At 68.4% G+C, this 14,013-nt stretch carries 11 protein-coding genes; 4 read left to right on the forward strand and 7 right to left on the reverse strand.

All coding sequences use genetic code 11. From position 1 onward, the window contains the following. Positions 1-4: 4 nt before the first annotated feature. From GWI72_RS08540 to GWI72_RS08550, 3 genes are all read right to left on the reverse strand, one after another. The gene (locus tag GWI72_RS08540) at positions 5-1,705 is read right to left on the reverse strand and encodes an NAD+ synthase (RefSeq protein WP_161708364.1); all 1,701 of its coding nucleotides are present in this window, start codon (positions 1,703-1,705) and stop codon (positions 5-7) included. A 52-nt stretch (positions 1,706-1,757) separates the two neighbouring features. Next, positions 1,758-2,300 (reverse strand): response regulator, encoded by a 543-nt coding sequence (locus GWI72_RS08545; RefSeq protein WP_161673797.1) that lies wholly within the window; start codon positions 2,298-2,300, stop codon positions 1,758-1,760. 518 nt (positions 2,301-2,818) lie between these two features. Beyond that, a complete protein-coding gene (locus GWI72_RS08550; protein WP_161673799.1) occupies positions 2,819-4,198 on the reverse strand; it encodes a class II 3-deoxy-7-phosphoheptulonate synthase in 1,380 nt (459 codons plus the stop codon). Between the two features lie 232 nt (positions 4,199-4,430). Between GWI72_RS08550 and GWI72_RS08555 the strand changes: the two genes are divergently transcribed. Next, positions 4,431-5,222 (forward strand): VIT1/CCC1 transporter family protein, encoded by a 792-nt coding sequence (locus tag GWI72_RS08555; RefSeq protein WP_161708365.1) that lies wholly within the window; start codon positions 4,431-4,433, stop codon positions 5,220-5,222. 75 nt (positions 5,223-5,297) lie between these two features. Here the strand turns inward: GWI72_RS08555 and GWI72_RS08560 are convergent, their stop codons facing one another. Then, positions 5,298-5,903, reverse strand: a complete 606-nt coding sequence (locus tag GWI72_RS08560) for a gamma-glutamylcyclotransferase family protein (RefSeq protein ID WP_161673803.1) — start codon at positions 5,901-5,903, stop codon at positions 5,298-5,300. A gap of 304 nt (positions 5,904-6,207) precedes the next feature. On the opposite strand from GWI72_RS08560, the gene GWI72_RS08565 reads away from it, so the two are divergent. Next, positions 6,208-7,764, forward strand: coding sequence for a diguanylate cyclase domain-containing protein (locus GWI72_RS08565; protein ID WP_161673805.1), 1,557 nt, complete (start codon positions 6,208-6,210; stop codon positions 7,762-7,764). Beyond that, positions 7,706-9,103 carry an FAD-dependent oxidoreductase gene (locus tag GWI72_RS08570; protein WP_161708366.1) on the forward strand — a complete coding sequence of 466 codons (1,398 nt, stop codon included), beginning with the start codon at positions 7,706-7,708 and terminating at the stop codon, positions 9,101-9,103. The genes GWI72_RS08565 and GWI72_RS08570 overlap by 59 nt, the downstream gene beginning before the upstream one ends. A gap of 83 nt (positions 9,104-9,186) precedes the next feature. On the opposite strand, the gene gor is transcribed toward GWI72_RS08570, so the two are convergent. The 3 genes from gor to rpiA all read right to left on the reverse strand — a co-directional run bounded on the left by gor (position 9,187) and on the right by rpiA (position 11,941). Then, a complete protein-coding gene (gor, locus tag GWI72_RS08575; RefSeq protein ID WP_161708367.1) occupies positions 9,187-10,563 on the reverse strand; it encodes a glutathione-disulfide reductase in 1,377 nt (458 codons plus the stop codon). A gap of 124 nt (positions 10,564-10,687) precedes the next feature. Then, complete coding sequence (locus GWI72_RS08580; protein ID WP_161673810.1) at positions 10,688-11,200, reverse strand: DUF2059 domain-containing protein; 513 nt, start codon at positions 11,198-11,200, stop codon at positions 10,688-10,690. 48 nt (positions 11,201-11,248) lie between these two features. After that, a complete protein-coding gene (gene rpiA / locus GWI72_RS08585) occupies positions 11,249-11,941 on the reverse strand; it encodes a ribose-5-phosphate isomerase RpiA (RefSeq protein WP_161673812.1) in 693 nt (230 codons plus the stop codon). A 230-nt stretch (positions 11,942-12,171) separates the two neighbouring features. On the opposite strand from rpiA, the gene GWI72_RS08590 reads away from it, so the two are divergent. Then, positions 12,172-13,947: a methyl-accepting chemotaxis protein gene (locus tag GWI72_RS08590; RefSeq protein WP_161673814.1), complete on the forward strand. Its 1,776-nt coding sequence runs from the start codon at positions 12,172-12,174 to the stop codon at positions 13,945-13,947. Positions 13,948-14,013: the final 66 nt, after the last annotated feature.

A 14,013-nucleotide genomic window follows, 5' to 3' on the forward strand; every position in this document is an offset into this window, starting at 1 on the left:
CGGATCAGCGGTCGCGGAAGCGGTTGGTGATGGGGTAGCGGCGGTCGCGGCCGAAGTTGCGACGGGTGATCTTGACGCCGGGAGGAGCCTGCCGGCGCTTGTACTCGGCGATGTAAAGCAGGTGCTCGACGCGCTGGATGGTGGCGCGGTCATGGCCCCTGGCCTCGATCTCGGCCACGGACAGCTCGTTCTCGACAAGGCCTTCGAGGATGGCATCGAGCACGTCATAGGGCGGCAGGCTGTCCTGGTCGGTCTGGTTCTCGCGCAGCTCCGCCGAGGGCGCCTTCGTGATGACGGCGGCGGGAACAACCTCGCCGGCCGGACCCTTCAGGCTGTCCGGGCGGTTCAGGTTGCGCCAGGCGGCCAGACGATAGACCTCGGTCTTGTAGAGATCCTTGATCGGATTGTAGCCGCCGTTCATGTCGCCGTAGAGCGTGGCGTAGCCGACCGACATTTCCGACTTGTTGCCGGTGGTCAGCACCATGGCGCCGAACTTGTTCGACACGGCCATGAGAAGGACGCCGCGGCTGCGCGACTGCAGGTTTTCTTCCGTGATGTCCGGGGCGCGGCCGGAAAAGAGCGGGGCGAGAACCTCGGTGAAGCCGGTCATCGGGGCCTCGATCGGCACGATGTCGTAACGCAGGCCGAGCGCGTCGGCGCTGGCTTTCGCATCGCGCAGGCTGTCGCTCGAGGTGTAGCGGTAGGGCATCATGATGCCATGCACCCGGTCAGCGCCCAGCGCATCGACGGCCATGGCGGCACAGACGGCCGAATCGATGCCGCCGGACAGGCCAAGCACGACGCCGGGGAACCGGTTCTTGTCGACATAGTCGCGCAGGCCCTGGACGCAGGCGAGCCAGTTGGCCTCCTCGCGGGCCGGCAGCGGATGGACGGGACCGGAGGCGCAACGAAGCGTCCCCTCCCCGTCCCGCTCCCAGTCGGTGACGGAGATCAAGCTTGCGAACTGCGGCAGCTGGAAGGCGAGGCTGCGGTCGGCGTTGAGGGCAAAGGAGGCGCCGTCAAAGACCAGCTCGTCCTGGCCGCCGAACTGGTTGCAATAGACCAGCGGCAGACCACTTTCGACGACGCGGGCGACCATGACCTGCAGCCGCTCTTCCGCCTTGCCGGCCCAGTAGGGCGAGGCATTGGGGATCAGCAGGATCTCGGCGCCGGTCTCGGTCAGGCACTCGACGACCTCGTCGGTCCAGGCGTCCTCGCAGATCGGCAGGCCAAGGCGCAGGCCGCGGAACTCGACCGGCCCCGGCAGCGGCCCCGGGGTGAAGACGCGCTTCTCGTCAAAGACGCCGTAATTGGGCAGGTCGACCTTGTGCCGGATCGCGGCGATGCGCCCGCCGTCGAGCAGGGCGACGGAATTGTGCACGCCCTCCCCGTCAGACCAGGGCAGGCCGACGAGAACGGCCGGACCGCCGTCGGCGGTGTCCCTGGCCAGATCCTCGGCCGCCTCGCGGCAGGCGCGGACGAAGGCGGGCTTCAGCACAAGATCCTCGGTCGGATAGCCGGCGAGGAACAGCTCGGAGAGAAGAAGCAGATCGGCCCCGGCAGCGGCGGCCTCGGCGCGCGCGGACCGGACCAGCGCGGCATTGCCCTTCACGTCGCCGACGACGGGATTGAGCTGGGCGGTGGCGAGACGGAGGCGGGACAGCGGGGTCCGGGCGGGAGCGGAGGCGGAAGCAGCGTCGGTCATGCCGACAGCAGTAGCGCACCGGCGAGAGGCTGGCAATCAGCCGCGCGAGCGCTCAGAGGAAGGCCAGACCGAGCGGCTCCTCCGGCTCCGCCTTGCGGGCGGCGGGGCGGGTCAGGTCGATGACCTGGCGCCCGCGCACGTCCAGCGGCCGGGTGCCCGGCAGGCGCAGCGTGCCGCGCGAGCGGCCGTGCATGTCCTGGTGAACGAGTGCGGATTCGATGCGGTTGAACAGGACCGCCGGGGCGATCGGCTTGGCGACGAAGCCGTGCACGCCGACGCGGATCGCCTCCAGGATCACCGGCTTGCGGGCATGGGCGGTGACGATGATCACCGGCGTCGTGGAGAGGGTGCGGTCGCTGTCGCCGCGCAGCAGCTTGAGGAAGTCGGCTCCCGACACCGGCGTCATGGCCCAGTCGCAGATGATGAGGTCCGGCCGGCGGTCGATGACGATCTCCAGACCGTCGGCACCATCGGCCGCATCATAGATGCGGCGAGCGCCGAAACCGGCCAGGATCGAACGCAGGATCTGGCGCATGTGCATGTTGTCGTCGACGATCAGGAACGACAGATGGCTGAGATCGATCCGCGTGCGCATGTCCCCCTCCCGAGGTGGAGCTGAGCGTGTGGTAGCGATCTTCCGTTAAGGCAAGCTTACGAATCCTCCTGTCGGAATTGCCAATCGCAGAAAAGACCGGTCTCGGGGCCAGATCTACGTATTTTCCACGATGTTACGCTACGTTTGCAAGCCCCTGCGGCCGGCGGGCGGGACCACCCGGACAGCGAAAAGGGCGGGCCCGGAGGCCCGCCCTTCAGACTGCTGACAAACCTGCTCACAGTCATCCCGGCCCAGCTGAGCGTCAGCGAAGCGCAGAGCCGGGATCCAGATATCAGCCGCGCGAAGCGCGACATACCTGTCGGTCGCAAGTCGTGTCGAGTTGACTTGGTTTTGGGCTCGCGTGCGCTCGCACAGACATGCTGGATTCCGGATCTGCGGTTCGCTGAACGCTCACCTTGTCCGGAATGATGGCAAACTGACGAAACTCCGAAGTTTGCCAGCAGGATGTGGGCGGGCCCGGAGGCCCGCCCTGTCCGAAGGTCCGGCGGTCGTCGGCGTCAGCCGTTGACGACCATCTTGTCCGTGCGGCCCTCGCGCTCCTTCTTCAGGTTCTCAGCGACGAGGAAGGCCAGTTCGATGGCCTGGTCGGCGTTGAGGCGCGGGTCGCAATGGGTGTGGTAGCGGTCGCCGAGCTGGTCGGCGGTGAGCGCATGGGCGCCGCCGGTGCATTCGGTGACGTTGCGGCCGGTCATCTCGACATGGATGCCGCCGGCATGGGTGCCTTCCGCGCGGTGCACGGCGAAGAAGGCTTCCACCTCCTTCAGGATGCGCTCGAACGGACGGGTCTTGTAGCCGCCGGCGGTGATGGTGTTGCCGTGCATCGGGTCGCAGGACCAGACGACGGTGCGGCCCTCGCGCTCGACGGCGCGGATGAGCTGCGGCAGGTGCTCGAAGACCTTGTCGGCGCCGAAGCGGCAGATCAGGGTCAGGCGGCCGGCCTCGTTGTCCGGGTTCAGCGTGTCGATGAGCTTCAGCAGGCCGTCAGCGGTCAGCGACGGGCCGCACTTCAGGCCGATCGGGTTCTTGATGCCGCGGAAGAATTCCACGTGCGCATGGTCCGGCTGACGGGTGCGGTCGCCGATCCACAGCATGTGGCCGGAGGTGGCGTACCAGTCGCCCGAGGTCGAATCGACGCGGGTGAAGGCCTGCTCGTAGCCGAGCAGCAGCGCCTCGTGGCTGGTGAAGAAATCCGTCGACCGCAGCTGCGGCACGCTGTCCGGCGAGACGCCGCAGGCGCGCATGAAGGCGAGCGATTCGGAAATCCGGTCCGCCAGCTCCTGGTAGCGGTGCGACTGCGGGCTGTCCTTGACGAAGCCCAGCATCCAGCGATGCACCTGGTCGAGGTTGGCAAAGCCACCCTGGGCGAAGGCGCGCAGCAGGTTCAGCGTCGCGGCCGACTGGCGGTAGGCCATCGACATGCGGGTCGGGTCCGGGATGCGGCTTTCCGGGGTGAAGGCGATGTCGTTGATGATGTCGCCACGGTAGCTCGGCAGCTCCACGTCGCCCTGCTTCTCGATGCCCGAGGAGCGGGGCTTGGCGAACTGGCCGGCGATGCGGCCGACCTTCACGACCGGCTGCGAGGCGGCATAGGTGAGCACCACCGCCATCTGCAGGAAGACGCGGAAGAAGTCACGAATGTGATCGGGATGATGTTCCGCAAAGCTTTCCGCGCAGTCTCCACCCTGGAGGAGGAAAGCACGCCCCGCCGCAACATCCGCAAGCTGGCGCTTCAGTGCGCGCGCCTCGCCTGCAAAAACAAGCGGCGGATAGGTCGACAGGCGCTTCTCGACATCAGCGACCGCCTGAGCATCGGGATAGTCCGGCACCTGCTGGATCGGTTTTGATCTCCAGCTGTCCGGGGTCCACTTCTCCGCCATAACACATTCTCCAACAACAGTCCGGGCTTGTGCCTATTCCGTCTTTCGTCGGCCCAGATACCTTCCCTTGATAATTTTGTTTCGTTTGCGCCACATCAAGTGGCGAAAACCTGCGGCTTATACACTGGTCCTCGAAGCAAGACCACCCATAACGCCGCATCCCTGCCCCTCGGAGCGCCGGGAGCCCGAGTAAACCGCTGCCACGCCGGCCGCGCAAGCCACGAGTCGCCTCATGTCCGCCTCTCCGCCGCCTGCCCCGTCAAAGCCGGAGGGCCCCGTCCTGCCGGAACATGGCCACAGTCCGGAGGCAATCGCCCGCCGGCTCGGGGCCGGCCCGGCCATCAGCTACCTGCGGGACTGGGTCTATGGCGGCATCGACGGCGCCGTGACGACCTTTGCCATCGTCGCCGGCGCGGTGGGCGCCTCGCTCTCGCCTCAGGTGGTGCTGATCCTCGGACTTGCCAACCTCCTGGCGGACGGGTTCTCGATGGCGGCGGCCAATTATGCCGGCACCCGCGCCGAGATCGAGGACTATGACCGGCTCCTGCGCGTGGAGGAGCGTCACATCGAGGCGACCCCGGACGGGGAGCGGGAGGAGGTGCGGCAGATCTTTGCCGCCAAGGGCTTCCGCGGCGCGGAGCTGGAGCAGCTGGTCGGCCTGATCAGCTCGCGGCGGGAGGTGTGGATCGAGACCATGATGAGCGGCGAGTACGGCCTGTCTGCCGTGCGGCGCAACGCCGGGGCGGCGGCGCTGTCCACCTTCGCGGCCTTCGTGCTGTGCGGCTCGGTTCCGCTGCTGCCGTTCCTGGCGGATCTGGCCGGGCTGACGCTGGCGCCGGCGGCGGCGACCGGCACGCTGCTGACCGCGCTCACCTTCTTCGCCATCGGCTCGGTGAAGTCCTGCTGGTCAACCCGGGGCTGGCTGGGATCCGGGCTCGAGACCCTGGTCATCGGCATGGGCGCGGCCGGGATTGCCTGGGCCGTCGGCGCGCTGTTGCACCAGCTTCTCGGCACGGGGCCGTGACGGGGGATGCCCGGGCGCGGGTGCGGCCGCCCGCCTCGGGGCCCGGTACGCCTCGGACTCAGTGCACCTTGGCGCTCAGTGCGCCTGCAGGTGCATGAGCCCGGTGCGGGCGAGATGGGCGTCGAACAGGCGCCGCAGCCGGTCGTCGATCAGCTTGGCCCGGGGATAGAGCGGATTGGCACGGTCGTTGAGGACGGGCACATGCCAGCCATCGGTCGTCTCGATGAAATGGACGATCCCCTCCTCGCCCCAGTGGGCGTGGAAGCCGGCCAGGACGCAGTCCAGATAGCTCTGCAGCACCGGACAGGTCTCGTCCCCGAAGCCGTCGTGCTCGGGGCGGGAGCGGAACAGGAAGGCATCGGGATCGCCCGCGCTGCCGTCGTCGAGATGGGTCAGGTCGCGGCCGATGCCCGAGACCGGGAGGTAGCGCGCCTCGCGCCGGTAGAGCCCGGGGCGGCCTGCCTCCGCCTCGCGGGCGACGACACCAAGGATGCTGGCCCCCGGCTGCGGGCGCACGCCGAGCGAACAGACGGCCCGTCGATGCTGCGGCGTGCCGGCGGCATTGCCGCGCACCGCCCACACACGACGCCAGCCGTGCAGGCGCGCGGGGCGCAGGCTGACACCCTCGGGCAAGGTATCCGGGTTCACGAGGGACCCGTATCCGAAATAGGACATGAACATCGTCAGATCATCCGGCGAATGGGGTTTGTCTCCCTGGATAGCGCACCGGATCCAAAGCATCCGTGAACAGCCGCACAAAAACTGCCTCACCGCAGAGACAGTCCTGCGCCCGCAGGGTGAACCGGCGCCTCCGCTGCAACCCTGGACCCTGCCCGCTTAACGGGATATTTGCCAATCTTCCGTATGGGAAATTAACCGGCTTTGCCTATTGTGTCGCCCTGACATCCCGTCAGACGGGTCGCGCGGGGAACGCGGCCGGCGGGACGCCCACGGAGGAAGGTGGCAAGTGGCCTTGAGGGACGCCATGGACACGGGACCGGCGCTGCACCGGCAGCGATGGACGCTGAGGCATCAGGTCTATCTCCTGGCTGCCGTGCTCATCACGCTGGCAACGCTGTCGCTGGTCTTTGTCGGCTTCATCGCCTCGCGCGCGGCCGACGAGCAGGCCAAGCGCAACGAGCTGCGCCTTCTGGAAAACGCCCTGACCGACCGCAGCCAGCTCATTGCCCGCGACCAGTTCACCCTTGCCCGCTGGGACCGTGCGGTCGAGAACATCTCGGTCCGCTTCAACTCCGGCTTCGTGCGCTACGAGTTCTTCGATGCACTCTGGTACGATTTCGGGCATGAACACAGTTTCCTGGTCAATCCCTCCGGCGTGCTGCTGGCCGAGCAGTTGCTGGGAGAGGCCAGCTTCCGGCGCAAGCCGCTGGAGGCCAGCTCGCCGCTGATGCAGATCGCCCAGGCCACCGCCAACCGCTACGCCGAGACCGGAGCGACGCTCGAGGCCCCCGGCACGCTGGCGGCCACCAAGGTGGAGGAAAGCTCGGTCTTCGCCTTCGCCGATCTGGACGGGGTTCCGACCCTTCTGGTGGCCATGCCGATCGTGCCGGATGACCACACGGTCGACATGCCCGCCGGCCCGCCGACGGTGCTGGTGTCGGCGCGCTCCCTCGACGAGGCCTTCGTGGCGGACCTGAACGCGCAGCTGTCTTTCGAGGACCTGCGCTTCGTCACCGCCATTCCGGGCGACGAGATCCGCACGGTGCTGCCGATCAACCGGCCGGACGGCACGCAGCTCGGGTCCTTCCGCTGGATCAGCGAGACCCCGGGCCAGCACGTCTGGCAGATGATCATTCCGGCCATCGTCTTCCTGGGCAGCCTGATCGCCGTGTCTGCCCTGGTGATTGCCTGGAAGATCAGCGGCCTGACCCGGGCGCTGGAAACCCGTGAACGCGAGGCCAGCCATCTGGCCCAGCATGACATGCTGACGGGACTTGCCAACCGGCTGCAGGTCAGCACGGCGCTGGCGGCGGCGGTGAGCGCGCTGCCGGACCGGCGCTTCGCCCTCATCAGCTGCGACCTCGACCGGTTCAAGGACATCAACGACAACCACGGCCATGGCGCCGGCGACGAGGTGCTGCGGGTCGTGGCCCGCCGGCTCGAGGCGGCCGTCGGGACGGCCGGTCTGGTCGGCCGGCTCGGCGGCGACGAGTTCATCGTGCTGGTCACGGCCTTTTCCGACCGGCGCCGGCTGACCCGGCTGGCACAGGAGATCCTGGTCGCCGTGCCGGCCCCGGTGCTGGTCAACCCGGGCGTGGCCGTGCAGTTCGGCGTCTCGCTGGGCATCGCCGTGGCCGAAGAGGCCGCCGATGCGGAAGACCTGCTTGCCGCAGCGGATGCGGCCCTCTACGCTGCCAAGGCAAGACGGACCGGCTCGTTCGTCTTCGCAGGCGACCCGGACACCGACGCGCTGAAGGCAGCCGCGGACCGGGCCCGTGGCGGCACAGGAGGTCAAGGCACGAGTGGCACCTCGCACAGCGACGCGCAGAGACAATCCCGGCAGTCCCTTCACATCGGCTAGCACCACCCGGCGCAGCCTGCTCTCCGGCCTTGCGGCGCTGACCGTGGCCGCGGCGCTTGGACCGCTGCGGCGGGCCGAGGCGCGTCCGCGGCGCAAGGTCCTGGTGCTCGGCGCCGGCGTCGCCGGACTGATGGCCGCCCGGGTCCTCCACGACGCGGGACAGGATGTGACCGTGCTGGAAGCCCGCCAGCGCATCGGCGGCCGGGTGCACACCGAGCGGATGAAGGGCCTCGTGCTGGAGCGTGGCGCCGGCTGGGTCCATGGCCTGTCCGGCAATCCGCTGACCGGGCTGGCGCGACAGGCAGGGGTCAAGCTCCGCCCGACCTCCTATGACACGGCCCTTGCCCTTGACGCGGCCGGCGTGGAGATCCCGGCCGCGCGCTACGCGGCCGCAGAAGCGGAACTCGAGCGGATGATGCGGCAGATCGACGGCTGGCATGACGGACCGGCCGGCCGCAGCCTGCTGTCGGACCTGCGGCGCGCCGGCCTGTCGGAGGCCTCCCCGCCCCTGCTCACGTCGCTGCTGCGGATCGAGATTGCCGGTGACCTGGCTGCCGATCCCGACGCCCTGGATGCCGGCACGCATGATGATGACGCGCTGCTGGCCGGCGGCGACCACTGGGTGGAGGGCGGCTATGACCAGATCATCCGGCTGATCGCCCTTGGCCTCGACATCCGGCTGGGGGAACGGGCACGCGTGCTCCAGGCTGGCCGTGACCGGGTGGACGTGATCACCGAGACCGGAGCGCATTCGGCCGATCAGGTCGTGGTCGCGCTGCCTCTTGCGGTGCTTCGGGCCGGCGACCTGCGCTTCGAGCCCGGACTGGGTGTGCGGCGGCAGCAGGCGATGGAGCGGGTGGGCACGGGCACCCTGTTCAAGCTGGCGGTTCCGGTTGCCGACAGGCTGCCGGCCGTGGATGCGATCCTGCCGGCGGCGCCGGAGCTTGCGCCCTGGACCGCGCTCTATCCGCTGCCGCAGGCGCCGGAGCCGGCAATCATGCTGGTGGCGGGCGGTCGTGAGGCCGAGGCCCTGGAGCGCCTGTCGCCCGAGGCGGCCCGGGCGGCGGCCGATGCGCTGTTGCGCCGGCTGAAACTGCCCGGCGTTGCGGCCGACCGGACCTGGCACATGCAGTCCGACTGGGGCCTCGACCCGCTGGCGCGCGGCTCCTATTCCTTTCCCGGCATCGGCGCGGGCGCGGCCGACTTCGCGGCCCTGGCCGCCCCGGCCGGTGATCCGGTGGTCTTTGCCGGCGAGCACTGCCTGTTCGGCCATCAGGCCACGGTGCATGGGGCGCTGATGAGCGGCGAGACCGCCGCCCGGACCCTGCTCTCCCGATGACCACGAACGCAGGTCGGCCCCTCACCTGCCGGCCAGGGGCCTGATGGGGGGGCCTGATGGGGGGGCCTGATTGGGGGCTGCCCTCAGCCGCGCAGGCGTTCGCTCGGCTCGCGCATGGTGACGAGTTCCTCGGCCGCCGTCGGATGCACCGCAATGGTGCGGTCGAAATCCGCCTTGGTGGCGCCCATCTCCAGCGTGATGCCGAGCACCTGCGCCAGTTCGCCCGCGTCGGGACCCAGAACATGCACGCCCAGGACCCGGTCGCTGTCGGCATCGACGATCAGCTTCATGTGCATCTTCTCGTCGCGCCCCGACAGGGTGTGCTTCATCGGGCGGAAGCTCGTGCGGAAGATGTCGAGGTTCGGCGTGCGCTGCAGGGCTTCTTCCTGGGTCAGGCCGACGGTGCCGAGTTCGGGCTGCGAGAACACGGCGGTGGCGATGAGGCTGTGATCGACGGTCCAGGCGCGCTTGCCGAAGACGCTGTCGGCGAAGGCATGGCCCTCGCGGATGGCGACCGGGGTCAGGTTGGCCCGGTCGGTGACATCGCCGACGGCATAGATCGACGGCACGGAGGTCTGCGACGCGGCATCGACGCGGATGGCGCCGCCCGGCGTGACCTCGACGCCGGCCGTTTCGAGGCCAAGACCGGCAATGTTGGGCCGGCGGCCGATGGCAAACAGCATCTGGTCGGCGACCAGCGTCTCGCCCTTGCGGGTCCGGCCGGTCAGCGTGCCGTCGGCCCCCTTCTCGATGGAGGTGAAGACATCCCCCGTCAGGACACGGATGCCCTTCTTTTCCATCTCCTCCTGCAGCGCGCGGCGCATGTCGCCATCGAAGCCGCGCAGGATCTGGTCACCCCGGTAGATGAGCGTGGTCTCGACACCGAGCCCGTTGAAGATGCCGGCAAACTCGACCGCGATGTAGCCGCCGCCGGCCACCACGACCCGCTTCGGCAGCTCGGGCAGATGGAAGGCCTCGTTGGAGGTGATGACGTGCTCGCCTCCGGGCAGGTCCGGATCGACATTCGGCGTCGCCCCGGTGGCGATGAGGATGTAGCGGGCGGAGATCCGCCGGTCATCGGCCAGCAACCGGACCGTGTGCGGCCCCTCCAGCACGGCGCGGCTGTCGAAGAGCTCGACGCCGGTGCGCTCCAGATTGCGGCGGTAGATGCCCTCCAGCCGGGCAATCTCGCGGTCCTTGGCCTCGATCAGGCGGGTCCAGTCGAAGCTGCGCGGGCCGACGGTCCAGCCGAAGCCGGCCGCATCCTCGAACTCCTCGGAGTAGCGCGAGGCATAGACGAGGAGCTTCTTGGGCACGCAGCCGCGAATGACGCAGGTGCCGCCGTACCGATATTCCTCGGCGATCGCCACGCGGGCGCCGTGGGTGGCGGCGATGCGGGCGGCGCGGACACCGCCGGAGCCGCCACCGATGACAAAGAGATCATAATCAAAGTCGCTCATGTCGCTGTCCTGTCTCCAGCATCGCCCGGTGTCTGGCTGTTGATATCGTCCGGGCCGGCCCCGCACTCAAGGCCGAAATGCAAACGGCCCCGAAACCGGGGCCGCTCACGCGAGGATCGAAGGCTTACTGCTTGATCAGGCCGCGCTTTTCCAGCTCGGCCCGGACCTGGTTGACCATGTCCTGTCCCAGCTGTTCCTGCCACTGCTGGGCAGCGCCGATCGACAGGGCGGTCAGCTCCGGCCCCAGCTCGGTGAGCTTCTTGCCGACCGGGCTCTCGTAGAATTCGGAGATCTTGGCCAGTTCCTCTTCCGACAGACGGCGCGCCCAGACCTCGAAGACGATGCGGTTCAGTTCCGGACGGCGCTCGGCGAGCGCGAGGGCGACGTTGGTGGTCACTTCCTCGATCACCGGCGTGACCGACGGGTCGGCCTGCACGAAGATCGTCTTGGTCTGCTCGGCCAGGATCGGCAGGATCTCGTCGAAGCTCTGCAGGGCGCCGGCGGCGATCACGGCCCGGCGGGCGGCGGCCAGATGGGCGTCGCTCAGCTCCTGGCCATAGGCCACCGGAGCCGACAGGCTGCCGGCGATGAGGGCGGCCGCCAGGAGCGGGAGAGCCTTCAGGGACTTCAGTTTCATGGTCAAACTCCAGAGTTCAGAACAGGATGGGCCGCCGGCCCGGCAGTGTCAGGCTGCCGTCACCACGCGGACGCCGTCCGGACCGGCGACATAGGCCTTGCCCGCCAGTCCGATGAAGAGGCCGTGCTCCACCACGCCCGGGATGGCGACGAGATCGGCCGCCAGCGCAGCCGGATCGGGGATCGCACCAAGGGCAGCGTCGAGGATCATGTGACCGCCATCTGTGACGAAAGGATGGTCGGCCCCGCCGCGCAGGCTCAGCGACACCGGCAGGCCATGACGGGCCAGCACATGCTCGATCGCGGCCCGGGTCGCCCCGAGACCGAAGGGCACCACCTCGATCGGCAGCGGGAACTTGCCGAGAACCGGCACCAGCTTGGTGTGGTCGGCGATGACGATGAGGGTCGCGGAGGCGGCCGCGACGATCTTCTCGCGCAGATGCGCCCCGCCACCGCCCTTGATCAGCCGCAGCGCCGGGTCGATCTCGTCGGCGCCGTCGATGGTCAGGTCGAGCGCGGGGATCTCGTCGAGCGTCGCCAGGCGGATGCCCAGCTCGCGCGCAAGGGCGGCGGTGCGTTCCGATGTCGGCACGCCGACCACGTCAAGCCCGCCGGCCACGGCCCGCCCGAGCGCGCGGACGAAATGCTCCGCCGTGGACCCCGTGCCGATGCCGATCTTCATTCCGGAACGGACCTCGTCAAGGGCCGCCTCCGCAGCGAGACGCTTCCAGTCGTCGCTCATGCCTACCTCGTCCAACCCGCAGGCCCATGCCCGCCGTTCTTTGGCGCGGGCGCGCGCCTGCCATTTGCGTCAGGGCGCTGATTAGCACGCAGTCCCGCGCAGGGCAAAGACCATCTGCCGGGCTTCGCGGCCAATCCAAAAATGCAATCCTGACGCGAGCCTTAACCCTCCGTTTAGGCACTGGAGGGATGATGTAATTCTCCAGTATTTCTTCATCCGGACACGCGATCATGGCTTTTCTTGAGAGAAGAATGAAATCACATGCCGTAGCTCCTGCAGCTTCAGATGCGATAGAGACCGCAAAAAATCCGGATACAACGACATCTTCCCCGGATAAAAATGCCGATGATGTGAAAAAGGAAGCCTCGCGAACATTCGATGCCATCGAAACCGACCTGCATCTGGCTGCCTCTGCAATCGGCCGCCAGGCAGAGGACCTTCGTCAGCGGATCTCTGACCAGGGCCTCGTGCTGGAACGCATCCGCCAGGACGGCGAGGAGCTGCGCGGCCAGGCGTCCATTGCAACCCAGAATGCAGCCGAGCTGGCCGCCTCCATCGGCGAGCTGGCCGCGGCCTCGACCCGCATCAGCCAGCAGGTGGAACGCTCCAGCAAGCTGTCGAGCGACGCCATGCTGATTGCCGACGAGGCCAATGCCGGCGTTCTCGACCTCAGGGCGGCAATCGGCGACATCGCCAATGTGGTCCGGCTGATTTCGGATGTGGCCAAGCAGACCAACCTGCTCGCCCTCAATGCCACCATCGAGGCGGCGCGCGCCGGCGAGGCCGGCAAGGGCTTTGCCGTCGTCGCCAACGAGGTGAAGGCCCTGTCCGTGGAGACACAGAAGGCCACGGACGTGATCGTGTCCAACATCGAACGGTTACAGGCGTCCGCGGAGGCCAGCATCCAGTCGGTGAACCGCGTGATCGAGATGATCGGCGAGCTGAGGCCGACCTTTGCCACCGTGGAGAGTGCGGTGGAGGAACAGGTGGGGGCCACGGCGGACATCGGTCGCAGGGCTGACGAGACGGCGGCCTTCGTGCAGAAGGTCGGCGAGCGCATCGGCGCCATCGAGGCCGCGACCCGGCGGGCGGAGGAAAGCGGCGGCCTGGCCCGCGATGCGGCTGGACGCATGGCCCAGGCCGCGGCCGGACTTGGGCCCCGTTTCACGATGATGATCCGTCAGAGCCGGATCGGCGACAGGCGCATCGCGGACCGGCTGCCGGCCCGGCTCTCGGGCCTGCTCATGCTGCGTGGCGAGAACATGCGCATCGAGACACGCGACATTTCAAACAATGGCGTCCTGCTGAGGCCGGAAGGACTGGAGAACGTCCCCGTGCCGTGCCAGGGCCGGCTGGTGCTGGACGGGGTGGGCGAGATCGAGGTGCATCTGCTCAACCGGTCGGAGAACGGTCTGCATTGCAGCTTCGGCAAGATGGACGCTGTCGTTGCGGCGGCACTCGACAAGCGGCTTGCGCGGATCATGGCCGATTATGCCGGGGCGGTGAAGCGCGCCCAGGAGGGGGCCGCCCGCATCGAGGCCGCCCTGCAGGGCCTCCTCGACAGCCGCAGGCTGACGGTCAACGACCTGTTCGACACCCAGTACAAGCCCATCGCCGGGACCAATCCGCAGCAGTTCGAGACCCGGGCGCTTGCCCGGCTGGAGGAGGTTCTGCCCGCCATCCTCGAGCCGATTCTGGCGAGCGACCCGACCATGGCCTTCTGCGCCGCCGTCGACCGCAACGGCTATCTGCCCGTGCACAACCGTGCCTATTCCAAGCCGCAAAAGCCCGACGATCCGGCGTGGAACGCCGCCAACTGCCGCAACAAGCGCATCTTCGACGACCGTGCCGGCCTCAGCGCGGCGCGCAACACCCGGCCGGTGCTGATCCAGACCTACGCCCGCGACATGGGCAACGGCACCGTGGTGTGGATGCAGGAAGTGGACGTGCCGCTCACCGTGGCCGGCCGTCACTGGGGCGCCTTCCGGACCGCCTACAAGCTGTGACCCCCTGCCCTGCAGGCCGGTCGCTGCGACATAATGTTGCGCGAGCGGCTTGCAGGAGCACGCCGG

The organism is Pannonibacter sp. XCT-53 (assembly GCF_009915765.1).
Taxonomy (GTDB): Bacteria; Pseudomonadota; Alphaproteobacteria; order Rhizobiales; family Stappiaceae; genus Pannonibacter; species Pannonibacter tanglangensis.

Excerpts from the sequence above, each read along its gene's own strand:
- GWI72_RS08565 (WP_161673805.1), top strand. The coding sequence starts at position 6,208 with ATGGACACGGGACCGGCGCTGCACCGGCAGCGATGGACGCTGAGGCAT.
- gor (WP_161708367.1), bottom strand. The coding sequence starts at position 10,563 with ATGAGCGACTTTGATTATGATCTCTTTGTCATCGGTGGCGGCTCCGGC.
- rpiA (WP_161673812.1), bottom strand. The coding sequence starts at position 11,941 with ATGAGCGACGACTGGAAGCGTCTCGCTGCGGAGGCGGCCCTTGACGAG.
- GWI72_RS08550 (WP_161673799.1), bottom strand. The coding sequence starts at position 4,198 with ATGGCGGAGAAGTGGACCCCGGACAGCTGGAGATCAAAACCGATCCAG.
- GWI72_RS08580 (WP_161673810.1), bottom strand. The coding sequence starts at position 11,200 with ATGAAACTGAAGTCCCTGAAGGCTCTCCCGCTCCTGGCGGCCGCCCTC.
- GWI72_RS08590 (WP_161673814.1), top strand. The coding sequence starts at position 12,172 with ATGGCTTTTCTTGAGAGAAGAATGAAATCACATGCCGTAGCTCCTGCA.
- GWI72_RS08555 (WP_161708365.1), top strand. The coding sequence starts at position 4,431 with ATGTCCGCCTCTCCGCCGCCTGCCCCGTCAAAGCCGGAGGGCCCCGTC.
- GWI72_RS08560 (WP_161673803.1), bottom strand. The coding sequence starts at position 5,903 with ATGTTCATGTCCTATTTCGGATACGGGTCCCTCGTGAACCCGGATACC.
- GWI72_RS08540 (WP_161708364.1), bottom strand. The coding sequence starts at position 1,705 with ATGACCGACGCTGCTTCCGCCTCCGCTCCCGCCCGGACCCCGCTGTCC.
- GWI72_RS08545 (WP_161673797.1), bottom strand. The coding sequence starts at position 2,300 with ATGCGCACGCGGATCGATCTCAGCCATCTGTCGTTCCTGATCGTCGAC.